Source organism: Occallatibacter sp. FHG110214_02 (genome assembly GCF_059115385.1).
Window position 1 is genome coordinate 61,541 of sequence record NZ_JBZYWK010000009.1, and the last position, 22,651, is coordinate 84,191.

Consider the following 22,651-nt stretch of genomic DNA (forward strand, 5'->3'; position numbering starts at 1 on the left):
GGCTGAGGAATTGCGAATGCAAAAATTTCCGCTTGGCCATGTCTATCGGTTGATTGAGCCGGGGCCGGTTTTGCTGGTGACTACCTTTCACGAAGGCCAAGCCAATGTGATGACCATTGGTTTTCACATGATGGTTCAGCATGGTCCGCCGCCGCTGATTGGCTGCATTCTTGGGCCTTGGGATCATAGCTACAAAGCGTTGCGCGAAACTGGGGAATGCGTGCTGGCCGTGCCGGGCGTGGATTTGGCGGAAAAGGTTGTCGATATCGGGAACTGCTCAGGCAGCGATGTGGACAAGTTCGAGCGCTTCCGGCTGACGCAGGCCGCGGGAGAGCGAGTAAAAGCTCCTCTGGTGAAGGAGTGCCTTGCCAACATTGAATGCAAAGTGGCCGATACGCGACTTGTGAAGGACTACAGCCTGTTTATTCTGGAAGCTGTGGAAGCGCATGCAGAGCCGGGGCGCAAAGAGCAGCGGATCTTTCATCATCGCGGCGATGGGACTTTTTCTGTGGATGGGCGGATTCTGAATCTGCAGGAGCGCATGGTGAAGTGGAAGATGTTTCAGGACTGAGGCGGGCGCTGGCCGCTAAGTCGCTGCGTCTAGTAGACTCAACGGCAGCATGATGCGTGATTTTTACCGGATTTTTCGCTGCCGAACCTTCCTGTTCCCCACTGTAATGAGCGCTGCTTTGGCGGCAGGTATGCCTGCGGTTGCGCAGGGAACGCATTTGTGGACGCAGTCGCGCGCCGATGAGTTTGAGAAAGGCTCACCGGCGGGGGTGGCCATTGAGAGCGACGGCAAGTTGCGCGAAGCTCCCGGCGTTCATGAACTGCTGACTACTCCTTCCACCTTTGTGTGGTCGGTGGCCGTAGATAAGTCTGGTACGACGTATGCCGCGACCGGTTCGCCTGCAACGGTGCTGCGGCTGGGGCATACGAAGGACGAAAAGCCTTTCACGCTATTTGAGGCTAAGGATTTGGCCGTGCAGGTAGTGCGCGTGGGGCCGGATGGTTCCCTGTATGCCGCGGTAATGCCGAGCGGAAAGGTTTACAAGCTGAATCCGGCAGCGACGACGAAGCAGGATGAAAGCTCGGCAACGGTAGTCTTCGACCTGGAAAAGGCAGGCAAGAACAGCGCGGCGAAGGACGGAGCCCGGTACATATGGGACATGACCTTCGACAGCGCCGGGCGGCTGTACATTGCGACGGGCGGACCGGGCGCGGTGTGGCGCGTGGATGTGACGAAAGCCGGCGCGCAGGCAGAGGAGTTTTTCAAGAGCGATGAGGCTCATATCCGCTCGCTGGCGTGGGATGCGAAGGGGAACCTGATTGCCGGCTCAGACGGTTCGGGGCTGGTATATCGCATTGATGCCAGTGGAAAAGGCTATGTACTGTTTGAAGCTCCGCGCCGCGAGATTACTGCGGTTGCAGTAGGCACGAACGGCACAATCTATGCGGCCAGCGTGGGCGATAAGAGCCACAATCCGCTGCCTGCGCTACCTGTGCAGGGAACAGGCACGGTAACAATCACGATTGTGCAGCCGGGCTCTGTTTCTGCGGCCAACGCGAGCGCTTCCCTTCCCGAAGGCTCGGAGATTCATGCGCTGAGCGAAGGACAGGCACCGCGTAAAATCTGGATCGGCAAGGATGAGGTGGTTTATGCGCTTGCCGCACAGAGCGATGGCTTGCTGGCGTTGAGCGGCAACCGCGGACGCGTCTTTAAGATTCGTGCGGACGAGAGCTACGCGGATATTGCGCATCTCGAAGCACAGCAGGGTCTGGCGCTGGCGGCCACCAGTGGCGCAACTGTAATTGGCACGGGAAATACGGGCAAGGTGATTGCGCTTGGCACGACAGACAAGCACGAGTACCTGAGCGACGTACTGGATACCGGTGCGATGGCGCGCTTTGGTCGCGTGGAGATTGATCCGGGCTCGGCTGGATACACAATTCTGACTCGCAGTGGGAATGTGGAGCAGCCAGTGCGTGGGTGGAGCGAGTGGACTGCGCTGAACAACGGCTCGGTTGCTTCTCCGGCGGGGCGTTATTTGCAGTGGAAGGCTGTGCTGGCAAATGGCGGCGTGCTGGGCGGCATAGGCGTAAATTACCTGCCGGTAAATGCTGCTCCAGCTATCGAGGATCTGGTGGTTGTTCCGGGAGCGCGGTGGTCGCCGCAGAGCCAGAGCTCCAGCAGCCAGACAGTGAACATCAGCTTCCCTTCCGCGAGTTCGGGCGTTACGGTGACGTATGATGGCTCCTCGAACGGGCCGCTGAATGCGACGAAGGATAAAACATCTGTAACGGCACGATGGGCTGCGCATGATGACAATGGCGATGATCTGACTTACTCGCTTTATCTCCGCGGCGATGGCGAAAAAACATGGCGGCTGCTGAAGGATGGCATTACCGAGAAGGCGTACAGCTTTGACCAGACTCTGCTGCCAGATGGCGGATATGAGCTGAAGATTGTGGCTTCGGACTCCCCTTCCCATACGCCGGGTGAGGCCTTGAGCAGCGAAAAAATCAGCGAGCGGTTCGAGCTGGATACTACGCCGCCGGTTGTCTCCGGGCTTACCGTGAATGGGCTGAGCTTCCGCCTGGACGCGGAGGATGCGATTTCTCCGATTGAAAAGGCGGAGTACTCCGTAGATGCGGGACCGTGGCAGTACATTGAGCCGGTGGGTGGATTGTCTGACTCGAAGCGTGAGCACTACGAGATTACGATTCCGGCTTCCGCAAATCTGAAGCCTGGCGAGCACCTGCTGACGGTTCGCGCTTACGACCGGCATGACAATGTTGGCGCGTCAAAAACCGTCTTCACGACGAAGTAGATATATTCATGCGTTTTGAACTTTTTATTGCGGCTCGATACCTGAAGGCCCGGCGGAGGCAAGCCGTTGTGGGCGTGGTTACGGCTATCTCCGTGGCGGGCGTGGCGGCGGGCGTGGCGGCGCTGATTCTTGCGCTGGCAATCACCAACGGCATGCGGCGCGACCTGCAGGACAGGCTTGTGGATACCAGCGCGCATGTGCAGTTGATGCGCGTGGAAGGCGACGGTATTCGCAACTGGCAGCCGCTGCTGGAAAAGCTGAAGACAGTGCCGCATGTGAAGGCTGCTGCGGGAGAACTGGACGAGCAGGTGATGGTGGCGCACGGGGCACGCGCTGGCTTTGCCTTGGTGGAAGGCATTGTGCCGAAAGATGAGCGCACCGTAAGCAAGATGCTGGATAAGGCTACGCCGGGCGCGCTTGCGGTACTTGAGCCGACAAGTGAGGTTGATACTGTTCCGCCAATTGTGTTGGGAAAAGAGCTGGCCGATTCCGTTGGTGTTTCTGTTGGCGATACGGTGATGCTGGTGAGTCCGCAAGGGGGGCTGAGCCCGTTTGGAATGCTGCCGAAGTATGTGCATTTCAAACTTGTGGGAACGTATCACACAGGGTTTTATCAGTACGATTCGGCGTGGGGTTATGTGCGGCTTGCCGACGCGCAGCGGCTCTATGCGGAACCGGACTTGCTGAGCGTCATCAGCTTCAAGATTGATGATCTGAACCATGCGCCGGAAGTGGGCAAGGCTATTGAGCAGGCGGCTGGCCGCGGCTTTATGACAACAAACTGGATGGAGCAGAACCGCGAGCTCTTCCGGGCGTTGAAGCTGGAGCAGTACGTCACGTTTATCGTGATTGCGCTGATTGTGATTGTGGCAGCGCTGAATATTTTGATTGCGCTCACGATGATGGTGATGGAGAAGACACGCGATATTGCCGTGCTGATGAGCTTTGGCGTGGAGCCGGGGCAGGTGCGGCGAATCTTCCTGATGCAGGGGCTGCTGATTTCCGTGATAGGCACGGCGATTGGGCTGGTGCTGGGCTACGTGGGTGCGTGGGCCGGGGCGCATTACCCGATTGGGCTTTCGGCGGAGGTCTACTCGATCGACCATCTGCCGTTTGCGCCGCGAGCGCTGGATGGCGTGGTGGTGGCTGTGGTGGCGATTGGGATTTCTCTGCTGGCTACGCTCTATCCCTCGCAGGCGGCGGCGAAGATTTTGCCGGCAGAAGCGCTGCGGTACGAGTAGCTTACTGAGGCGTGATGATGCCGCCAAGGGCATGACGGCGCGGCAGAACAATGCCGCGGTGGTCTACTTCCGGCTTGGCTGCTGCGGTAGGGGATAGCTCAGGGTTTGTGGCGCGCTCAACCAGGGCTCCGCCACAGGCCGGGCACCAGTCTGTGACAGTCTCTTCGGCCACTACAGCGTGGCATTGGGTGCAAAGGCGCTCCATAACCCCAGCTTAACAAATCCGGATTAACGCACGAATCACGCGCGCAGCCCTGCCGCTGGTTACACTGGAGGTATGCACCTTCCTGTTCGCCTTGTGGCGATTGACGTGGACGGCACGCTGCTGCCGAGCTTTGCTCAAAAAATCAACCCGAGAACTGCGCAGGCGCTCAAAACCGCGCAGGCGGCGGGAATTACGGTTGCGATTGCGACCGGGAGGCGGCAGGCCTATGTTACTCCGCTGCTGGAGGGGCTGAGTCTGCGAGCGGATATGCCTCTGATTACGTCGAATGGTGCAGTGACGCGTACGCTGGGCGGCGAAGCGATGGACCGCTGCCACATGCCTGCGCGTGCGGCTCGCGGATTATGCGGGCTGCTGCGAGGATTTGGCGCGGTGGTGTTTACCTTCGACAAAACGGGGCCGGGCGAGCTGGTGCTGGAGAATTTTGAGCAGGCGCATGGGCGCATCTCACTGTGGGTAGAGCAGAATCGGCAGTCGATTCGCGAGGTGAAGCCGCTTGAAGATGCGCTGCCGGATGGGAACGACCCGATCCAGGGAATGGTCTGCGGCACAATTGACCGCATGCGGCAGGCCGAGAAGGCGCTGCGCGAGAGCAAGTGGATCACGGACTGCGAGGTACAGCGCACCGAGTATCCGGCGCGGGATTTGTCGATTGTGGACCTGCTGCCTCTTGGCGTCTCCAAAGGATGGGCGCTCGAACGGCTTGCGGAGCGGCTTGGCGTAGGACAGCTTGAAACCATGGCCATTGGCGACAACTGGAACGATGTGGACATGCTAGAGTGGGCCGGGCAGGGCGTGATGATGGGCAATGCCGCAGGGGAGTTGCGCACGATGGCCAAGATGCGTGGATGGAAGCAGGCTCCGCCGAATGACGAAGATGGCGTAGCGCAAGTGCTGGAGCGGATTGTGGCTCGGCAGGCGCAGCAGGCAGCGGAGGCGCGATGAAGCGGGCGCTTGCGCTGATGCTGACAATGGCCGCGCCCGCCTTTGCCGCCGAGCGCGTAACACTGGCCAATGGCTTCCTGATGAACTGCCATCATCATGCGCTAGTGGACGGCAAGATGCGGCTCTACACCGAGGCCGGTGAAAAGAACTACATCGAACTGGCTCCTGCAGAGGTTGCCGGATTTGAAACAGTGCCGGATATAGTTCCTGCGGCTGACGTAAAGACGGCTGCAACAACCCCGCCCGCTTCCGGGGATTGGCATGAGGCAATGGCCGATGCGGGGCATGTACACAACATTGACCTGGCTCTGCTGGCAAGCGTGGTGCAGGCGGAGAGTGGCGGAAATCCCAAGGCCCGAAGCCGTGCTGGAGCGCAAGGCCTGATGCAACTGATGCCGAAGACCGCAAACGACCTCGGCGTATCGGACAGCTACCAGCCGGAGCAGAATGTGCGCGGCGGAGCGGCGTACCTGGATGCGTTGCTGACGCGTTATCACGATGATTTGCCGCTGGCGCTGGCGGCTTACAACGCGGGACCTGCGGCGGTGGACAGGTATCACGGCATTCCGCCGTATCACGAGACGCGGGTGTATGTGGCGCGGGTGATTCGGGAGTTTAACCGCCGCGTGCACAATCGCCTTACACAACGCGGCGGCCAGTAGCGGCAGGAGGCCTGAACTACTGCCGCTAATCTGCGGCTGGCGCTAGCTTTCCTTCCAACGGGAACGTAGCCAGTTGTACTCACGCATAAAGTTGTGGCGCGCCTCTGCCCAGCTCTTTGGCTTCTTCAGGCCAAACCAAGTTGTAATCAACGCCATTGTGATGATGTGACTGATGGCAAAAGCCGTCACGACTATGTCAAAAACCAGATTCGTGTTCATCGAATGTGCCCCACTAACAGCAGGAAAATACAGGCTGCTACAACCAGAATTCCTGCCAGCATGAGAGTGATATAGAGCGTAGCAAGCCGCTCCTTGCCGGGGCGCGGGCGGGTAATGCCGACAGCCCAGATGAAGCTCTCGCTGACAAAGTTCGCAATGCTTGTCATCTTTTTCATGACCTCACCTATCAGTATGCTCAGAGTGCGGCAAAGAGATATGCAATTCCTGCGGTGAGTTTCATGTCTGGGCCGGAAGCGGCTCCGGGAGGGTGGCAAACGCCTTCTCTTGCACGGGTGTGTCTGCTCCGTGCGCCACTGCATGTTGCGCTGTTTCATTCACTTGCAGGCGGAAGATATCCGGGCGGGCGTAGTGGCCGGTCACGTCTAGGTCGTACTTGCCGCGAATGGTATCGGCGAGGTCAATGTCTGCCGTCAAAATGGCTTCCCTGCCGTAGATGGGACCGGCGAGCACTTCGCCTAGCGGGCTGATAATAATGCTGCCTCCGCGAATCAAGACCGTCCCGGCATCGTTTCCCTGGATGCAGTCATACGCCTCTGGTGCATCGGCGCGAGTGAGATACTGGCAGGCGCTCAGAACGAAAGTGCGCCCCTCGTAGGCGATGTGGCGCATGGAGGACTGCCAGATATCGCGGTCGTCCACCGTGGGCGCACACCAGAGCTGGATGCCTTTGGCGTAATAGCTTTGGCGCAAGCTGGGCATGTAGTTTTCCCAGCAGATGGCCGCGCCGATTTTGCCGATGGGAGTGTTGAAGACAGGCAGCGTGGAACCGTCGCCCTGCCCCCAGATGATGCGTTCGCTGGCCGTGGGGACCAGTTTGCGATGCTTGCCCAGCAGTTCTCCCGTGGGGCTGAAAAAGAGCGCCGTGCAGTAGAGCGTTCCACCGCCGCGCTCAATTACGCCAACAACCAGATGCGCTTTCATGCGAGCGGCAAAGGAGCCAATGCGGGTGGTCTCCGGGCCGGGGACTTCAATTGCGGCATTCCAGTAGCGGAGAAAATCGTCGCGCCCAGCAGCGCTGCGGGAACCGACGCGGGCACCAAAATCAAGCCCTTTGGGATAGCCGCCGATGTAAGCCTCCGGAAAAACGACCAGTTCCGTGCCATCGGAAACGGCCTCTTCGCAGTGCGCCTTCATGCGCTCCAGTGTTTCCGCTGTGCTGAAGAGGCTGGAACCTGCCTGAACGACAGCTACACGCTGCATTGCCATGACGCTGCTCCTTAAAAACGCAAGAACTGGAAAACTTTAGGGTTACACACGCAAAAGAAATAAAGACCGTCGCGCGGGGATTTTCTACAATCTAAGTATCAAGTTGCTCTGTGGAATTGCTGCCAGAAACAGCATGCAATTCCTGCGGAGATTTGGGCGGTTCCATCATGGCTCGGAAGGCGAACAATACGGCGGTGGCTGGCGTGGAGCAGACTCCCGAGCGGATTTCTGTTCTGCGCAACGGCGAGATTGTGCCGTTGATGCCGCTGGTTCAGGATGGCAAGCCTGCCGGATCGAAGAAAAAGCAGCCGTGGTCGGGAATTTTGATTGAGCAGCATACCGTGCTGCCAAGCGAGGTTCCGGCGCATGAACACATGGACCTGTGCCTGCACCTGCAAACGGGCGGCGAGGCGGGCTTTGAGTGGTGGTCCGAACAGAAAAATGAAATGGTGCGTTCGCGGCCGGGGTCGATGATTCTGATTGCGCCGGGAACCGCTGACAGGCTGGTGTGGAACGGCGCTTCTGAGCGGTTGATTGTGTCGGTTCGGCCGGAATGGCTTGGGGATTACGCGGAAAAACTCGATGTGAAACGGCCTGTCGATTTTGCAACACGCTGGGATTTTCGTGACGCTTCCATCGGCTACCTGATTGCCGAAATGGGGCGCGAGGCCGGGCAGGACTGGCCACTGGGGCAGCTCTATGCGGAGCTGCTGGCAATGGGCGTGGGCTCGCTGCTGTTGCGGCGGTATGCCTCTGATGCAGTTGCCGCGCCGGGCGCAAAGGGCGGGCTAAGCCTGGGCCAGCTTCGGCGGGTGATGGAGTTTATGCGCGAGCATCTGGCCGAGGATTTGCGGCTGGAGCAGATCGCGAACGAGCTGAACCTGAGCGCGTTTCACTTTGCGCACGAGTTCCGCAATACTACAGGAAGCACGCCGTATCAGTACCTGCTTGACCAGCGCATGGAGCGCGCCAAGGAGCTTTTGCAATCAACGGCATTTTCCGTGCAGTCGATTGCGGGGCTTGCAGGCTTCCGTACGCCGACGAATTTTGTGCGAGCCTTCCGCGAACGCGTAGGCGCAACGCCGGGCGAGTGGAGAAAGAGCGCCTAGTCCGCGCTAACTTCCTAAGCGTCGGTGTCCTTTCGAGTGCCGAGTAGCGTATCAACCACATCCGCAGCCGTGTAAGACGTTGCTCCCGGAGCAAGAAATTGTACTGCGGAGCTGAGGTCATCTCCGATCGTTACCAGCGCCTGCTCAACAGAACCATCTTTGCGCAGTTGCGGATAGCCGACGTTAGCCAGCAACGCATTGCACAGGCATTTGCGGCCTCCGGTGTCTTCCACCGCGCCGCCTTTTGCCACGTAGTTATTCACTGGCTCGGCTGCGCAGCGGTAGTCAATGGTTCCGTTAGCCGTTACGTATGCTTCGCGAAGATAGCCAAGGTCGCAGACGCGCTGCCGTGCTTCATACACCGCCGATTCAGAGAGGGTTCCCTCTGCTTGCGCCACTTTGAAGGGGAAGCCGGTGGGAGAAGCCAGCGGGTCGGTCAGAACGGAGCTATCTCCAGCAATGGCCTGCGCCATAAACTTCTGCTTCAGGTCTTCACGCAGCCCGGATTCCTCACTCAGCGCAAAGCCTGTGCCTACCTGTATGCCCGCAGCGCCTTCCTGCAAGGCCTCCTGCAGCTTGTGCGGGCTGCCGTAGCCTCCGGCAAGCCAGAACGGCTTGCCAAGAGCGCGCATTTCGGCCAGGTCCACGCGGTCCCGCTCGCCGTAGATGGGTTCGCCTGCTTCGTTGAGCTGCATCTTGCCGCGCGGCGGCGCATTGTGCCCGCCCGCTGTTGGGCTTTCGATAACAAAGCCATCGACCACGCCAGAGGCGCGCCGCAGCATGGTTGCGGCCAGCGTGTTCGACGATACGATAGCCAGGAAGCTGGGCCGCGTCAGATGTGGGAGTGGGCCTTCAATATAGTCCGCCGGGTTGAAGCGCATCTTCGTATCGAACTCCGGCGAGGAGCCTGCCACCGCGAGCTTGTACTCGCCGGGCTGCTGCGCTGCGTAGGCGTCCAGCACGCCGGGGATGTGCAGCGGGATGCCCGCGCCCATGAGCACGTAGCTGACACCGGCCAGCATGGCTCCGTAAATGGAAGGCAGATGTGGAAGCTGTACTTTCTCCAGAAAATTGATGCCTACCGGATTGTCATGGCCTTCGCGTGCGAGAAAAACCTCCGCGAAGTTGGCTACGATGCACAGCTCAACCAGCTTGCGTGACGGCTGAAACCTGTGATTTGGCGCGTGCCGGAAGGGCTTGTCTACGCTCTTGCCGCCGGAGATGAAAAATTCATCCCATATCCGCTGTGCCATCGCCGGAAAAGGAAACGCATCGAGAGCGCGGCGCATGGCTCCGTTCCTGTCGCCATCGGCAAGGCGCCGCGCAAAAAGCGTATCGAGCGCTGTGCCTGACACTACGCCAAGCTGCTTGAGCCGCGACACGGAGTGTGCCAGACGCCAGTTTGACACTCCAACACCCATACCGCCTTGAATAATCCGAGGAAGCTGAAACATTCATAAATTGTTTCATACCCGGACCGGGGTGTGCTGTGACAGCTAGTACCGTGCCGCACCTCACAGCATGATTACTTCAGCGGATACAGCACCATGTTGCGGAAATAAATCTCTGCGCCTTCGGATTGGAAGAGAATTTTGCCGCTCAGCGGAAATGCATCCGTCCCTTCGTTGGCCAGCTTGCCGTTGACGTATTGCCAGATATGGCCGTCGCGGTTCACCAGTTCCACAACGTTCCATTCGCCGTGCGGTTTTTCCAGCTCATTCACCGGGTCGCGATAGCCGGCTACGTTCTGGACAGGCCCCTTGTTGAAGCGATCGATGTTGAGCGCCTTCCCTTCCGGTCCCGTTACGCGCTTGCCGTCCTTGCCGGTCAACGCTCCTCCGTCGGTCATCCAGAAGTCGCCCGTGCAGGCTTCGTTAATCTGGAATTCAACCGAACGAGGCCATACCTTGTTCGGTCCCTGGATGTTGTAGAGAATGCCGCTGTCGCGCGCTTGCCCCTTGCGTGAGCCGAAGGTGCCTTCGCCCCATTTGAACTCGGCGCGGAGATAGTAGTTGGAGTACTCCTTCTGCGTAATGAAGTAACCCATCTCCGTACCAGAGACATGCACTACGCCGTTCTCCACGGTGAAGACGTGCTTGGGGTCGGAGTTCAGGCCTTCATCGGTAATGAAGGTATCGAATCCTTTGAGGTCCTTGCCGTTAAAGAGCTTGATGCCGTGGCCGTGCCTGGGAATATCCGGTGCCTGTCCTACTGCCATCACTGCACTCAACAACCATGCCGCACCTACTGCGCCTGCAATTCGCATTCGTTGTTCCGCCTCTTTTTGAGTTGCGAGAATTATCGTCGCGGCTGGCGGATGTAGGCAAATTACAAATGCAATGTGAGTGAGGACGAAGGTCGATTGCTTCAATCTTCGTCCTGACAGCTATGACATGCCTGTGATTTCGCCGTCTTCGTCTACGTCGATTGCCAGTGCGCGGGAGACTTTGGGCAGGCCGGGCATAAGCATCATTGCGCCGGAGATGACGACGAGAAAGCCTGCGCCGGCGGAAAGCGCGATGTCCGTGATGTGAAGCGTCCAGCCTGTGGGCGCACCGAGACGCTTCGGGTCGTCACTCAGCGAGTACTGTGTTTTTGCGATACAGATGGGCAGTTCACCAAAGCCCCAGCGTGTGAAGCGGGCAAGGCTTTCCTTGGCACGCTCGCTTAGCTCCACATCATCCGCGCCGTAGATTTTCTTTGCCACCTTGGTGATTTTTTCGAGCACTGGGTCGTTGAAATCGTAGGTGGTCGTCAGTTCAGGATTAGGGTTGGCTTCGAGGACTTCGACGACCTTCTGCGCTAACTCCACTGCGCCTTCCGCGCCCTTGGCATACGCCTCGGAGAGCGCGAACTCCGCCCCGTGCGCCTTGCAGAAGGTGCGTAGCGTGTCGAGCTCCGTTGCGGTGTCATTGGGAAATTGATTGATAGCGACTACTACAGGCAATCCAAAGCCGCGCACAATGGCGATGTGCTTTTCGAGGTTCGCGAAGCCTTGTTCGAGGCTGCCTTCGCCTTGCTGCTTCACGCTCTGCACCGTGGTTACAAGCACCGCCGCGGAAGGCTTGATGCCGGAGATGGGGCTTACCAGGTCCATGTACTTTTCAAAGCCCAGGTCCGAAGCGAAGCCGGTTTCGTTCACTGCATAGTCGGCTATCTGCATGCCCATCTTTTGCGAGACAACAGAGCTGGTGCCATGCGCGATGTTAGCGAACGGGCCGCAATGCACCATGGCGGGCGTGCCTTCGGTGGTTTGCGCAAGATTGGGCAGCAGCGCTTCATGCAGCAGGGCCATCATGGGACCGGTGGCATTCAGGTCGGCGGCACGCACTGGGTTTCCTTTGCGGTCCTGACCAATGACGATGCGTGCGAGGCGAGCGCGCAGGTCTTCGCGGTCTTTGGCAAGCGCGAGGATGGCCATGATCTCCGAAGCCGCCGTGATGAGGAAGCCGCTGGGGCGGTTGCTGCCGTCGCGCTGCTTCTTGCCAGGTTCTGTAACGCCGACGGTGATGCGGCGCAGGGCGCGGTCGTTCATGTCCAGTGTGCGCGGCCATGTAATGCCGTCCGGATCGAGGTCCAGCTCATTGCCGTGAAACATGTGCGAATCGATGAGCGCGGCCAGAAGGTTGTGCGCGGAGGTAATCGCATGAAAGTCGCCGTGGAAGTGGAGATTGATCTTCTCCGCTGGCTCCACTTGCGAGCGGCCGCCGCCGGCTGCGCCGCCCTTCATGCCAAAGACCGGGCCAAGGGACGGCTCGCGGGAGGTGAGCACGGCGCGCTTGCCGATTTTCTCGAGGCCCTGCGCCAGTCCAATGGAGGTAACGGTTTTGCCCTCGCCGGAGACGGTTGGCGTAGTGGCTGTTACCAGCACCAGCTTCCCGTTGCGGCGGAACTGCGGGTCTTTGAGCAGGTTCAGGCTGAGCTTCGCGCTAACCGGGCTGCGCTTTTCGTAGAGGTCTTCCGTCAGGTCCAGCTTGGCGGCTACTTGTTCAATAGGGAGCAGGGATTTCTTCACTCTATATCCTTCGAGGGGTTCAACAAATGCACTGCTTTAAGGATATCTGTTGCGTGCGGGGTTCGGAGATCAAGCGGCGGTACGCTGCTTGTGCGCTTTTGCGGCTGCAACTTCTTCCACGGTTAATCGGCCTCTACCGGATGCCGCTAAATGCTGGTTCGTTGGCAATTTCGTGCGTGCTTTGCGATGGGGTTTAATGGTGATAGATACGTCTTGACCAAGGCTGAGGAGAAACCGCATCAGCTTCTCGATGGAAAAACGGGAAAGCTGGCCACAGAGCAGCGCGGAAACCTTGGGCTGGTCCACTCCCAGCAGTTCCGCAGCCTGTACTTGCGTGAGCCGCCGCGCACGGAGGATATCTCCGATTTTCTGCGCGAGTTCGGCCTTCGCCAGCCGTTCTTCGGCGTCGGCAAAACCGAGATCGGCAAAGACATTCGCGCTGCCTTCGATGTAGTCGCGTTTAGGCATGATGGTTCTCCTCTCCATGCATTTCGATTGCGCGCTTGAGACGTTGTTTCACCAAGTCCATTTCTGACTTTGGTGTGGCGATGCCGGATTTCGATTTCTTCTGGAAGGTGTGCAGGACATAAACCTTGTCTGCCAGCCGAACGGTATAGACCGCTCGGAAAGTATCTCCTCTGTGGTCAGATACAACTTCCAAAACACCTGTACCAATGCCCTTCAATGGCTTTGCTTTCGGATGCTTCTTGCCTGTCTGCGCTTGAAAAAGCGCGAAGCCGATCTCATCCTTCACGTCTTCAGGAAAGCTCTGCAGAGTGTCGAGCGAATCACCCATCCAGACAAGCGGCTTCGGCCCGGATTTGTCCGTGGGTGGCATTTCTGCCAGCTTATGCCAGTTTTGGAATAGATGCAATTTGCAGTGCTATCCCACCCGGAACAGCCCTTTCAATTCAAGTGATTGACAGCTGAAGAAGGCTATTACCTATCGGCTGATTGAAATGAGTTTTGCGATAGAAAACATCCGACTCTTCTATCCTGCCTAACATTTCTCCCACAATCGGGAACAGGTTCAAATAAAAGCGAAGCCCACAAAGTCTAAATGAACCCATCGCAAGATGTGAGTCGTGCGCCTTTGCAACATAATTAAAGTGGTCATCAAAATCTAAAGTTTCCCCTTGCCTGAACGCTATATAGATGCCGCGCCCGGCATCGAACTCTTCAAGGCCAAAGGCAACTCTCGCTAGTTCGACGGGAACCGTCCCCGGCTCGTGCGCACCGGGACCGATGATTAGGTTTCTACCGAAGCTAAAATTGAGCAGCGTCTTGAGGCACCATCGCTCTAGTTTGCGACTGTCAACCGTGAGCTGTTTGGGCGCCCAATTTATGTATGGCATCTTTTCGCGGTCAGTCTTTGTCCGCGCAAAATCCCGAACGGCATCGAATGCGCCACCCGCTTCGGAATCTAGCTCGCTCAATGCGGAGTTGTGATCCTTGCAAAGTATCTTTGCGGTCAGCGTTTCTATGCGGACTTCTTTGGGTTCGTCAAGACACCAATCGAGCCCCTTCACGAATATCGACTGATCTGAGAACACGCATTTGGATACAAGATGCTCATGGCTGATGCCACCCCCGCATCCGCCGAGCGAAGCTGCCCAACATCCGCCGCTGTTAACTGCTCTCCCCATCTATTTGCTTATGCCGATCTTAATAGCATCACCGGCGGGTCACGCTTTCGCTAGCTTACTTCTTAACTTACTCTGACTCCCCCAATGCATCCACAATCTGCGGGGCTAGTTGGCTTACGTTGCCTGCGCCTAGCGTTAGGATTAAGTCGCCTTCAGCGGCGGCTTTAGTTACGGCTGCCAATGCTGCGGGGAAATCTGCTACGAACTGTGCTTTGGGGCTGGTGATTCGAGTAGCTAGACTCTCTGCTGTTATGCCTGCGATGGGCTCTTCGCTGGCGGCATAGATGGGGAGTACGAATACGCTGTCGGCTGCGCTAAAAGCTCCAGCGAAGTCGTCAATCAGGTCGCGGGTGCGGGTGTAGCGGTGCGGCTGGAAGACTACGTGGATGCGCTTGAAGCCGCATTGGCGGGCGGCTTGCAGGGTGGCGCGGATTTCCGTGGGGTGGTGGCCGTAGTCGTCTATTACTGTGATGCCGCGGACTACGCCGCGCTGCTGGAAACGGCGGTCTACTCCGCGGAAGTTGCGGAGGCCTTCGGCGATTTTTCCTGCGGGGACTTCCAACTGGTGCGCGATGGCCACTGCCGCTGTCGCGTTGAGGACGTTGTGGCGGCCGGGGACGTGCAACTCGAATGGGCCGAGGATGGTTCCGGCAACGGTGACCTGAAAGCGGCTGAGGATTCGGTTTGGTCCGGGGCTGAAGCCCCTTGCTCCCTCCGTTGCGGCTCCATCGGAGTCATGGATGAGTCCCGCTCCATCCGTGGGCAGCATTTCTATACGGTAATCGGCTGAGGCGCTTTCGCCGTAGGTGAGCACGCGGCGCTGGACGCGGGGCAGGATTGCCGCCAGCTGCGGGTTGTCCGCACATGTTGTTACGGCGCCGTAGAAGGGCACCTTGTTCATGAAGTCCACGAAGGCTTGTTCCACGTCGGCCATGTCGGCGTAGGTGTCCATGTGCTCGCGGTCGAGGTTGGTGACGACGGCGAGGATGGGCGAGAGCTTGAGGAACGAGCGGTCGCTTTCGTCGGCTTCGGCTACGAGATACTGCGTTGTTCCCTGCCGGGCGTTGGAGCCGAGGGCGTCTACGCGGCCTCCTACGACGATGGTCGGGTCGAGGCCGCCGGCGGTTAGAGCGCTGGCAACCATGCTGGTGGTCGTGGTTTTGCCGTGCATGCCGGCGATGGCGATGCCGAATTTGAGGCGCATCAGTTCGGCCAGCATCTCCGCGCGCTGGATGACGGGGATTTTGCGAGCACGGGCTTCTACCACTTCAGGATTGGCGGGGCTGACGGCAGAGCTGGTCACTACTACCGTTGCTCCGGCGATGTTGGCGGCGTTGTGGCCTTCATAGATGGTTGCGCCGAGTTTTTCGAGGCGGTCGGTGACGGCGGAGCGCCTGAGGTCGGAGCCGGAGACTTTGAAGTGCTGCGTGAGGAGGATTTCGGCGATGCCGCTCATGCCGATTCCGCCAATGCCTATGAAGTGTGCGTGCTGAGAGGTGGCGAACATGGTTTGGTATCAGGGTACAGGGGAAGGCGCGGCTAACCCATGCTTTTGGCAAAAGTTGTGGGGAATATTTTTTCGGGAAGACCGCAACATCTTTCCGAAACTGCTGTTTAGCTGAACGTAACCGGAATGGCTTTGAGGCTCCGGTAGAAGGAAGCCTCAAAGGATGACCGGACGGCTTTTTAGATTTAAGACCGTGGAAGGGAGAGGTTATGAAAACGCTTGGAAAATGGGTATTGGGTGCGGCGCTGGCCGCGGCAACGCTGGGTATGGGAACGGCGAAGGCGAATGCGGCCCGTGTTCATGTAGCGGTTGGCTTCGGTGGCCCGGTGGTGGCTCCGGTGGCTTATATTCCTCCGAGCCCTGGGCCGGGATATGCGTGGGTTGCTGGCTACTATAACCCCTATCGCGTGTGGGTTCCGGGCTACTGGAACTACGTGGGCGGCCCGGTGGTGGTGGGACGCTGGGGTGGTCATGGGTACTACGGCGGATACCACGGATATCGTGGCGGATATCGCGGATGGCGCCGCTAAATGGCGGTGATTGCGTTTGCAAGTCCGATCCCCCTAACTTTGCGTCGATCGGAAACGGCCTCTCCCGAACGGGTCCTGGGAGAGGCCGCTCTTTATTTGAGTACCGCTAATTGCCGGGGATAAATTCCCCCGGCCTACCCTTGCGGTCCATTTGATCCAGCACCACCGAATCCCATGTAACATTTTGAAAATTAAATAGATAACTACGGTATTAAGTATTTACCTTTTCGTTAATAGGTCGGCGAAAAGTGGTTACTTTGCGGAAAAATAAAAATTCTTTCCTTTTTTTCTGGCTTGGATTGTGGGTCTACAGTCTCACAGTCCCAGTATTAAGAGGGGGGGAGGGGGGTACCCTCTTCTGGTCCTTAAAACAGAACGGCCCGATTCCAATGGAATCGGGCCGTTTCTGCTGCTCATTGTTAGTGTGGCACAAAAGGGGTTAATTGAGCGCAAGAGTTATCCACAGATTTGGAAATTATTTTGGGAAAACGGGATGGGGAGAACTTTCGGTATGAGTATCCCCGGTCCCCAAATGCTAGGGACCGGGGGCACCCGCTTGATTTTGCGGGAGAACCGGAGATGGGGTGCCAGAAGAGATATTTTTGCGAATGCCCGGTTTTGCGCTCTTGCAGAGGTTTGCTGCATCTATATATACGTACGGTTACTTGGAGGAAACGGCAGAAAAAAGGAAATTAGAAAGCGCACCGCAACTAATTTCCGCAACTGCTGTTTGAACAAGTGAAGGCCGGCACAGAAGAACGTGACGGCGGTGCTGAGACTAAGCGGAGGACAGCCTCCGGGACCCAATGAGGGCAGCACGAGGAGGGTTTGTTATGAAAAAGTTTCGCCTAGTTCTGGCAGCGGCTCTTGTGGCGCTTGGATTGACGGCAGCAGCGCCCAAGGCTAACGCACAGATCGCTGTAGGCGTAGGCTTTGGCCCGGCTGTTGTTGCCGCTCCTTATGCCTATGGACCTCCGGTCTGCGACTACGGATATTACCCCTATTACCCGTATTCCTGCGCTCCTTATGGCTACTACGGCTCTGACTGGTTCGCGAACGGCATCTTTATCGGCGCCGGCCCGTGGTACCGCTGGGGCTACGGTGGCTGGGGCGGCCGTGGATGGTACGGCGGCTATCGCGGCGGCTACGGCTATGGATACCGCGGTGGATATGGCTACGGCGGACGTCCGGGCTACGGCTACGGCGGCGGATATCGCCCCGGATACGGTGGACGCCCTGGCGGCGGCTACGTTGGCGGCGGTAACCACTTCGGTGGTGGCAACTACGGCGGCGGCCATGTGGGTGGTGGTGGCTTCGGTGGCGGCCATATGGGTGGCGGCTTCGGCGGCGGACATGCCGGCGGATTCGGTGGCGGCGGCCACTTTGGTGGTGGCGGCCATGGCGGCGGACACCGCTAAGCCCTGAACCCCTTGGGGTTAATCAAAAGGCCCGTTTGCTTCGGCAAACGGGCCTTTGCTTTTTTGGGATGTATTTTCAGGCTGGCTTTTGAGGTATTCCACCCTTGCGATAGAAAAAATCGCAAGGATGGGGCACGGAAGATGCGTGGAGCTGCATCCCACGCCTATTCCCTATTCCCTATTCCCTATTTTCAGGCTTGGGCGAGGGTGGCTAGGCGATCTGCTATCTTCGCGGCGGCGTCGGGGTGGGCCTGTGTCTTGGCGGCCTGCGACATGGCGGCAAGGCGGGCCGGGGATTGGAGCAGGCCCACCAGGCTTTCCAGCAGGCGCGTTGGTTCGCTTACAAGCTCCGGTTCTTCCAGCAGCTCTGCGGCTCCGGCCTGTTCCAGGGCTTCGGCGTTGCGGAGCTGGTGGCTATCGGCAGCGGCGGCGAAGGGGACGAGCAGGGCTGGCTTTCCGGCGGCGGCCAGCTCGGCTACGGTGGAGGCTCCGCTGCGGGCCATGACGAGATGAGCGGCTGCAAAGCGCGCGGGCATGTCGTCAAGAAAAGGGAGAACGGACCAGCGGGAGGGGTCGGCTCCGGTGGCTTTGTAGGCTGCTTCGGTGGCTTCGCCATTTTTGGCTCCGGCCTGGTGGAGGATGGTGAGACCGGGAACGGCTTCGAGCAGCGCGGGAGCGATTTTTGGCAGGGTGTTGTTGAAGAGGCGTGCGCCCTGCGATCCGCCGAAGATGAGCAGGTGCGGCAGCTGGGACGGCGGGGGGGCGAGCGAGAAGAACTCCGGGCGGACGGGGATGCCGGTTACTTCCGCGTTGTTGAACCATGCAGCGGCCTGCGGGAAATTTACTGCAGCGGCCTGTACGCGCTTGCCGATTTTGCGGTTGGCCATTCCGGGCATGGCGTTGGGCTCAAAGACCATGGTGGGGATTTTGAGCTGCAGGCCGGCGATGGTGCCCGGACCGGAGGCGTAGCCGCCGACGCCGAAGACGGCGTTGGCGCGGAACTCGCGGAGGATGCGCTTGCAGTTGGAGATGGCGGCGGGCAGGCTCATGAGCGTGCGCAGGCGCGTGAGGAGAGAGACGTTGTTGAGCGGGCCGACCTGAATGAGCCGCAGCTTGAAGCCTGCAGCGGGGACGAGACGGCTTTCCATGCCGCGCGGTGTGCCGACGAAGAGCACATCTGCCTGATAACGCGTTACAAGCTCATGCGCAACAGCGAGAGCGGGAATGATATGGCCGCCGGTTCCACCCCCGGCGATAAGAACGCGTACCTGGCCCAAGGTTTACCCTTTCTTACTCGTCTTTAATCCACTTTACGTGAGATATTCAGCAAAATGCCGATGCCGGCAAGGGTGAAAAAAACCGATGTGCCCCCGGATGAAATGAGCGGCAGCGGAATTCCCTTGGTTGGCACAAGCGAAAGCACAACACTGATATTGAAAAACGCCTGCAACAGCAGGGCTACTGTAATGCCAAAGGCGGTGAGGCGCGCAAATGGGTCCTGCACTTTGAAGGCGACGCGCAAACCGCGATAGGCGAAGAGCACGAAGAGCAGGACGATGGCGATGGCGCCGATGAAGCCTAGCTCTTCTGCAATGTTAGCAAAGATGAAGTCGGTGGAGGATTCCGGGAGGTAGAAGAGCTTCTGCATGCCTTCCATGAATCCGCGCCCGGTGAGGCCTCCCGCGCCCACGGCAATGAGCGACTGGTTGATGTGGAAGCCTGCTCCTTGCGGGTCCGAGTCCGGATTGAGGAAGGTGAGCATGCGCTGACGGCGCCACGCTACCTTGAAGAGCAGTATAAAGAGACCGGGGAGTGCGGCGACGATGCCGGCGAGAAGATATTTCCACTCCATGCCGGCGAGGATGAGCATGAGCGCGGTGACGCCGGCGAGAACGAGCGCGGTGCCGAGGTCGGGCTGCTTGACGATGAGCAGGATGAAGACGACCGGGACGATGGCGGCGCGCAGGAGAGTGTTCTTCCAGTCGCGCATCTTGTCGAGGCGCGTGGAGAGAAACCATGCGAGGAAGAGAATCAGGACAGGCTTGGCGATCTCTGACGGCTGGAAGGTGAACTGTCCTCCGAAGCGAATCCAGCGGTGGGTGTTGTGCGAAGCGTGCATGAAAAACACCAGCACCAGCAGGACCGTGGAGAGGCACAGCGCGGGAAAGATGAAGCGCGGGGAGTTGTAGTGGGAGTAGTCCACGCGCATGAGGATGACCATGGCGAACATGCCCGCGAGTGCCCAGCAGGCTTGGCGCACGGTATCAATGTACGGGTTGTTGTAGTGGGCTTGCGAGACGACGGCAGACGCGGAGAAGACCATTGCCAGTCCCACGATGACCAGCAACAGCGTGGTGAAGAAGATCCACTTGTCAGCGCCTACGCGTTTTGCCATACCTTGGGGTCCTGACTGGGATTCTGGCCTGCCCACGCTTTGCGTTCAAAGACGAGTTCCTTGAAGACGCGGCCGCGCTGCTCGTAGTTCTCGAACTGGTCAAAGCTGGAACAGGCGGGGGCTAGCAGTACGATTTCTCCCTCTTTGGCCGCCTCGGCTGCTGCTGTCACCGCCGCACGCAGGAGTTCACAGGAATGTATCGGCAACACGCCGCGAAGCTGTGATTCAATTTTCTGCGCGGCGGAGCCGATGGTGTACACAGCCTTGACGCTTTTGCGCAGGTAGGGCTCAAGCTGCGTGTAGTCGGAGTTCTTGTCCTTGCCGCCGAGGATGAGATGGATGCCGCCGGAGAAGGCCGAGATGGCCTTGATGGTGGCGTCCACGTTGGTGGCTTTCGAGTCGTTGTAGTATTCGACACCCTTGATGGTGGCGACGTATTCGAGGCGGTGCTCCACGGCGTGGAAGTGCTCGATGGTCTGGCGGATGGAGGCCACCGGGGCTCCGGCAAGGCGCGTGGCACAGACGGCGGCGAGAATGTTTTCGACGTTGTGCGCGCCCTTGAGCGGGATGTTGTTGAGCGGCAAGATGGTTTCGACGGGCGTGTTTTTGGCGGAGCGGAAGACAACCTGGCCTGACTCGACCCATGCGCCTTGCTCCACTTTCTGCTCCAGCGAGAACCAGTAGACATTCGACCTGGCGCGCTTCGCGGTTTCGGCGGCGCGGGCGTTGTCGGCGTTCAGAACGAGGAAGTCTTGCGCGGTCTGGCGCGTGAAGATGCGCTCCTTCGCCAGTGCGTAGTTTTCGAGCGTGCCGTGGCGGTCCAGGTGGTCGGGCGTGATGTTCAGGATGACAGCGATCTCCGGATGAAACTCCTGAGTGCTCTCAAGTTGGAAGCTGGAGACTTCGAGAACGGACCATGTTTCCGGCGTGCTTTCGTCGATGAGGGCAACGACCGGAACACCGATGTTGCCGCCCACGAGCGTTTGTAGACCGGCGTCTTTCAGAATTTCGCCGACGAGCGTGGTTGTGGTGGTTTTGCCGTTGGAGCCGGTAATGGCAAGCGCCTTGCCTTGCAGGAAACGGGCGGCCAGCTCCAGCTCGCCAATGATGGGGCGGCCAATGCTGCGTGCCTGCACCAGTTCCGGCGTGTCGAGCGGAACACCGGGGCTGACGACAATCAGGTCCTGCTTGCGGAAGGTCAACAGGCCATGCCCACCGGCTTCTACGTTGATGCCTTCTTCCAGCAGCGCGGGGATGTCCTTGGCCAGCGCCTCGGCGCTGCGAACGTCGGATACCGTTACCTGCGCGCCACGGCGGCGCAGAAACAGCGCCGCCGCAAGCCCGGATTTCCCCAGGCCCACGACCAGGACTTTTTTGCCTTTCAGGTCCATTCCCGTCTCGTCTGTCATGAAACTTCTCCGCATGCCGGCTGCGGTTGCCGGGTGCCGATGAATCTATTGTCTACCGCGCCAGCTATGGCGCGAGGAAACTAACGCAATTTGAGCGTGGTGAGTGCAAACAGTGCAAACACCAGCGCGCCAATCCAGAAGCGCGCAATCACTTTCGATTCCGCCCAGCCTAGCTGCTCAAAGTGGTGGTGGATGGGCGCCATTTTGAAGATACGCTTTTTGCGCAGCTTGTAACTGCCCACCTGGAGCATGACGGAAAGCGCTTCGATGATGAAGATTCCGCCGATGAAGGGCAGCAATAGCTCCTGCCGGATTTCAATGGCGACGGTGCCGATGGCTCCGCCGAGTGCGAGCGAACCTACGTCGCCCATGAAGACTTCTGCCGGATGCGCGTTGTACCAGAGGAAGCCAATGGACGCGCCAACCATGGAGCCGCAGAAGATCGTCAGTTCGCTCACCAGCGGCATGCGCTGCAGTTCCAGATAGTCCGCGTAGACAACGTGACCACTGACGTATGTGAGCACGGTGAGCGCGCCGGCGGCGATGATAGTGCAGCCGATGGCGAGGCCGTCGAGGCCGTCGGTCAGGTTGACGGCGTTGGACGAGCCCATGAGCACGAAGACAACCCACGCAGCGAACGGAATGAAGCCAAGCGCGGCGAGATGCGGAACCGTGAGCGGCCAGTGCCATAGCAGGTCCGGACGCCAGCTCTTGATAAACGGCACGCTCAGCGCCGTGGAAAACATGTGGAATTGCTGCAGGACGGCAAGCGCGGCAACGACAAGCAACGCGGCGATTCCCTGCCCCAGCAGCTTGGCGCGGCCTGTGAGACCGAGATTGCGGCGCTTGACTACCTTGATGTAGTCATCCGCAAAGCCCACGGCGCCAAAGGCCAGCGTGGAGAAGACCGTAATCCACACCAATGGGTTGGACGGGTCGGACCAGAGAATCGTCGGCAGCAGAATGGCGATGACGATGAGCAGGCCGCCCATTGTCGGCGTGCCGGACTTCTTCTGGTGCGACTTGGGGCCTTCTTCGCGAATGTACTGGCCAATCTGGAACTCGCGCAGCTTGTTGATAACGTACGGCCCGATAAAGAGCGCAATCAGCAACGCCGTGCCCGTCGCAAAGGCGGTACGGAAAGTGACGTAGCGAAAGATGCGGAATGGGTGAAAGAACGGATAGAGCTTTTGGTAGAGCAGCCAGTAGAGCAAAGTGCCTCCAGAGGGGGCTATAGCGAGTTTCAGCTTGATTTTACAGGGTGCGGCGCTGCC

Annotated in this window: 23 protein-coding genes; 8 read left to right on the plus strand and 15 right to left on the minus strand. The window is 58.9% G+C overall.

Going from position 1 to position 22,651, the window contains the following annotated elements; translation table 11 throughout:
- Positions 1 to 16 precede the first annotated feature (16 nt).
- From AC5S3R_RS10230 to AC5S3R_RS10240, 3 genes are all read left to right on the plus strand, one after another.
- Positions 17 to 571, plus strand: a complete 555-nt coding sequence (locus AC5S3R_RS10230) for a flavin reductase family protein (protein WP_494266936.1) — start codon at positions 17 to 19, stop codon at positions 569 to 571.
- Positions 572 to 689: 118 nt separating this feature from the next.
- The gene (locus AC5S3R_RS10235; protein WP_494266937.1) at positions 690 to 2,831 is read left to right on the plus strand and encodes an NHL repeat-containing protein; all 2,142 of its coding nucleotides are present in this window, start codon (positions 690 to 692) and stop codon (positions 2,829 to 2,831) included.
- A gap of 8 nt (positions 2,832 to 2,839) precedes the next feature.
- A complete protein-coding gene (locus AC5S3R_RS10240; protein ID WP_494266938.1) occupies positions 2,840 to 4,072 on the plus strand; it encodes an FtsX-like permease family protein in 1,233 nt (410 codons plus the stop codon).
- 1 nt (position 4,073) lies between these two features.
- Here AC5S3R_RS10240 and AC5S3R_RS10245 read toward each other — a convergent pair whose 3' ends face one another.
- Positions 4,074 to 4,277 carry a hypothetical protein gene (locus AC5S3R_RS10245; protein WP_494266939.1) on the minus strand — a complete coding sequence of 68 codons (204 nt, stop codon included), beginning with the start codon at positions 4,275 to 4,277 and terminating at the stop codon, positions 4,074 to 4,076.
- Positions 4,278 to 4,349: 72 nt separating this feature from the next.
- On the opposite strand from AC5S3R_RS10245, the gene AC5S3R_RS10250 reads away from it, so the two are divergent.
- Complete coding sequence (locus AC5S3R_RS10250) at positions 4,350 to 5,240, plus strand: HAD family hydrolase (protein WP_494266940.1); 891 nt, start codon at positions 4,350 to 4,352, stop codon at positions 5,238 to 5,240.
- Entirely contained in the window at positions 5,237 to 5,902 is a 666-nt protein-coding gene (locus AC5S3R_RS10255) for a lytic transglycosylase domain-containing protein (RefSeq protein ID WP_494266941.1), read from the plus strand. Before AC5S3R_RS10250 ends, AC5S3R_RS10255 begins: the two co-directional genes overlap by 4 nt.
- Before the next feature lie 42 nt (positions 5,903 to 5,944).
- On the opposite strand, the gene AC5S3R_RS10260 is transcribed toward AC5S3R_RS10255, so the two are convergent.
- From AC5S3R_RS10260 to AC5S3R_RS10270, 3 genes are all read right to left on the minus strand, one after another.
- On the minus strand, positions 5,945 to 6,121 hold the full coding sequence (locus AC5S3R_RS10260; RefSeq protein WP_494266942.1) for a hypothetical protein: 177 nt from the start codon (positions 6,119 to 6,121) through the stop codon (positions 5,945 to 5,947).
- A complete protein-coding gene (locus tag AC5S3R_RS10265) occupies positions 6,118 to 6,297 on the minus strand; it encodes a hypothetical protein (RefSeq protein ID WP_494266943.1) in 180 nt (59 codons plus the stop codon). Before AC5S3R_RS10265 ends, AC5S3R_RS10260 begins: the two co-directional genes overlap by 4 nt.
- 61 nt (positions 6,298 to 6,358) lie before the next feature.
- Complete coding sequence (locus AC5S3R_RS10270) at positions 6,359 to 7,348, minus strand: carbon-nitrogen hydrolase family protein (RefSeq protein WP_494266944.1); 990 nt, start codon at positions 7,346 to 7,348, stop codon at positions 6,359 to 6,361.
- 167 nt (positions 7,349 to 7,515) lie between these two features.
- On the opposite strand from AC5S3R_RS10270, the gene AC5S3R_RS10275 reads away from it, so the two are divergent.
- Complete coding sequence (locus AC5S3R_RS10275) at positions 7,516 to 8,457, plus strand: helix-turn-helix domain-containing protein (protein WP_494266945.1); 942 nt, start codon at positions 7,516 to 7,518, stop codon at positions 8,455 to 8,457.
- 14 nt (positions 8,458 to 8,471) lie between these two features.
- On the opposite strand, the gene AC5S3R_RS10280 is transcribed toward AC5S3R_RS10275, so the two are convergent.
- The 7 genes from AC5S3R_RS10280 to murC all read right to left on the minus strand — a co-directional run bounded on the left by AC5S3R_RS10280 (position 8,472) and on the right by murC (position 15,625).
- Entirely contained in the window at positions 8,472 to 9,911 is a 1,440-nt protein-coding gene (locus AC5S3R_RS10280) for a nitronate monooxygenase (protein ID WP_494266946.1), read from the minus strand.
- A gap of 71 nt (positions 9,912 to 9,982) precedes the next feature.
- Positions 9,983 to 10,723, minus strand: coding sequence for a 3-keto-disaccharide hydrolase (locus AC5S3R_RS10285; RefSeq protein WP_494266947.1), 741 nt, complete (start codon positions 10,721 to 10,723; stop codon positions 9,983 to 9,985).
- 120 nt (positions 10,724 to 10,843) lie between these two features.
- Positions 10,844 to 12,472: a formate--tetrahydrofolate ligase gene (locus AC5S3R_RS10290; protein WP_494266948.1), complete on the minus strand. Its 1,629-nt coding sequence runs from the start codon at positions 12,470 to 12,472 to the stop codon at positions 10,844 to 10,846.
- A gap of 69 nt (positions 12,473 to 12,541) precedes the next feature.
- A complete protein-coding gene (locus AC5S3R_RS10295) occupies positions 12,542 to 12,940 on the minus strand; it encodes a helix-turn-helix domain-containing protein (RefSeq protein ID WP_494266949.1) in 399 nt (132 codons plus the stop codon).
- Entirely contained in the window at positions 12,933 to 13,268 is a 336-nt protein-coding gene (locus tag AC5S3R_RS10300) for a type II toxin-antitoxin system RelE/ParE family toxin (protein ID WP_494266950.1), read from the minus strand. The genes AC5S3R_RS10295 and AC5S3R_RS10300 overlap by 8 nt, the downstream gene beginning before the upstream one ends.
- A 115-nt stretch (positions 13,269 to 13,383) precedes the next feature.
- Positions 13,384 to 14,118 (minus strand): hypothetical protein, encoded by a 735-nt coding sequence (locus AC5S3R_RS10305; protein ID WP_494266951.1) that lies wholly within the window; start codon positions 14,116 to 14,118, stop codon positions 13,384 to 13,386.
- A gap of 67 nt (positions 14,119 to 14,185) precedes the next feature.
- Complete coding sequence (gene murC / locus AC5S3R_RS10310) at positions 14,186 to 15,625, minus strand: UDP-N-acetylmuramate--L-alanine ligase (RefSeq protein WP_494266952.1); 1,440 nt, start codon at positions 15,623 to 15,625, stop codon at positions 14,186 to 14,188.
- A gap of 209 nt (positions 15,626 to 15,834) precedes the next feature.
- Here murC and AC5S3R_RS10315 point away from each other — a divergent pair, with 209 nt between their 5' ends.
- Both AC5S3R_RS10315 and AC5S3R_RS10320 read left to right on the plus strand, forming a co-directional pair.
- The gene (locus AC5S3R_RS10315; protein WP_494266953.1) at positions 15,835 to 16,155 is read left to right on the plus strand and encodes a hypothetical protein; all 321 of its coding nucleotides are present in this window, start codon (positions 15,835 to 15,837) and stop codon (positions 16,153 to 16,155) included.
- Between the two features lie 833 nt (positions 16,156 to 16,988).
- Positions 16,989 to 17,573 carry a hypothetical protein gene (locus AC5S3R_RS10320; protein WP_494266954.1) on the plus strand — a complete coding sequence of 195 codons (585 nt, stop codon included), beginning with the start codon at positions 16,989 to 16,991 and terminating at the stop codon, positions 17,571 to 17,573.
- 191 nt (positions 17,574 to 17,764) lie between these two features.
- On the opposite strand, the gene murG is transcribed toward AC5S3R_RS10320, so the two are convergent.
- From murG to mraY, 4 genes are all read right to left on the minus strand, one after another.
- Positions 17,765 to 18,850, minus strand: coding sequence for an undecaprenyldiphospho-muramoylpentapeptide beta-N-acetylglucosaminyltransferase (gene murG / locus AC5S3R_RS10325; RefSeq protein WP_494266955.1), 1,086 nt, complete (start codon positions 18,848 to 18,850; stop codon positions 17,765 to 17,767).
- Between the two features lie 23 nt (positions 18,851 to 18,873).
- Positions 18,874 to 19,968 (minus strand): putative lipid II flippase FtsW, encoded by a 1,095-nt coding sequence (gene ftsW / locus AC5S3R_RS10330; protein WP_494266956.1) that lies wholly within the window; start codon positions 19,966 to 19,968, stop codon positions 18,874 to 18,876.
- On the minus strand, positions 19,953 to 21,359 hold the full coding sequence (gene murD, locus AC5S3R_RS10335; RefSeq protein ID WP_494267032.1) for a UDP-N-acetylmuramoyl-L-alanine--D-glutamate ligase: 1,407 nt from the start codon (positions 21,357 to 21,359) through the stop codon (positions 19,953 to 19,955). The genes ftsW and murD overlap by 16 nt, the downstream gene beginning before the upstream one ends.
- 98 nt (positions 21,360 to 21,457) lie before the next feature.
- Positions 21,458 to 22,591, minus strand: a complete 1,134-nt coding sequence (gene mraY, locus AC5S3R_RS10340; protein ID WP_494266957.1) for a phospho-N-acetylmuramoyl-pentapeptide-transferase — start codon at positions 22,589 to 22,591, stop codon at positions 21,458 to 21,460.
- Positions 22,592 to 22,651: the final 60 nt, after the last annotated feature.

Excerpts from the sequence above, each read along its gene's own strand:
- AC5S3R_RS10265 (WP_494266943.1), bottom strand. The coding sequence starts at position 6,297 with ATGAAAAAGATGACAAGCATTGCGAACTTTGTCAGCGAGAGCTTCATC.
- AC5S3R_RS10260 (WP_494266942.1), bottom strand. The coding sequence starts at position 6,121 with ATGAACACGAATCTGGTTTTTGACATAGTCGTGACGGCTTTTGCCATC.
- AC5S3R_RS10285 (WP_494266947.1), bottom strand. The coding sequence starts at position 10,723 with ATGCGAATTGCAGGCGCAGTAGGTGCGGCATGGTTGTTGAGTGCAGTG.
- AC5S3R_RS10245 (WP_494266939.1), bottom strand. The coding sequence starts at position 4,277 with ATGGAGCGCCTTTGCACCCAATGCCACGCTGTAGTGGCCGAAGAGACT.
- AC5S3R_RS10270 (WP_494266944.1), bottom strand. The coding sequence starts at position 7,348 with ATGGCAATGCAGCGTGTAGCTGTCGTTCAGGCAGGTTCCAGCCTCTTC.
- AC5S3R_RS10320 (WP_494266954.1), top strand. The coding sequence starts at position 16,989 with ATGAAAAAGTTTCGCCTAGTTCTGGCAGCGGCTCTTGTGGCGCTTGGA.
- murC (WP_494266952.1), bottom strand. The coding sequence starts at position 15,625 with ATGTTCGCCACCTCTCAGCACGCACACTTCATAGGCATTGGCGGAATC.
- AC5S3R_RS10300 (WP_494266950.1), bottom strand. The coding sequence starts at position 13,268 with ATGGGTGATTCGCTCGACACTCTGCAGAGCTTTCCTGAAGACGTGAAG.
- AC5S3R_RS10275 (WP_494266945.1), top strand. The coding sequence starts at position 7,516 with ATGGCTCGGAAGGCGAACAATACGGCGGTGGCTGGCGTGGAGCAGACT.
- AC5S3R_RS10280 (WP_494266946.1), bottom strand. The coding sequence starts at position 9,911 with ATGTTTCAGCTTCCTCGGATTATTCAAGGCGGTATGGGTGTTGGAGTG.
- AC5S3R_RS10315 (WP_494266953.1), top strand. The coding sequence starts at position 15,835 with ATGAAAACGCTTGGAAAATGGGTATTGGGTGCGGCGCTGGCCGCGGCA.
- AC5S3R_RS10240 (WP_494266938.1), top strand. The coding sequence starts at position 2,840 with ATGCGTTTTGAACTTTTTATTGCGGCTCGATACCTGAAGGCCCGGCGG.
- AC5S3R_RS10230 (WP_494266936.1), top strand. The coding sequence starts at position 17 with ATGCAAAAATTTCCGCTTGGCCATGTCTATCGGTTGATTGAGCCGGGG.
- AC5S3R_RS10295 (WP_494266949.1), bottom strand. The coding sequence starts at position 12,940 with ATGCCTAAACGCGACTACATCGAAGGCAGCGCGAATGTCTTTGCCGAT.
- murD (WP_494267032.1), bottom strand. The coding sequence starts at position 21,359 with ATGGACCTGAAAGGCAAAAAAGTCCTGGTCGTGGGCCTGGGGAAATCC.
- AC5S3R_RS10305 (WP_494266951.1), bottom strand. The coding sequence starts at position 14,118 with ATGGGGAGAGCAGTTAACAGCGGCGGATGTTGGGCAGCTTCGCTCGGC.
- AC5S3R_RS10255 (WP_494266941.1), top strand. The coding sequence starts at position 5,237 with ATGAAGCGGGCGCTTGCGCTGATGCTGACAATGGCCGCGCCCGCCTTT.
- AC5S3R_RS10250 (WP_494266940.1), top strand. The coding sequence starts at position 4,350 with ATGCACCTTCCTGTTCGCCTTGTGGCGATTGACGTGGACGGCACGCTG.
- ftsW (WP_494266956.1), bottom strand. The coding sequence starts at position 19,968 with ATGGCAAAACGCGTAGGCGCTGACAAGTGGATCTTCTTCACCACGCTG.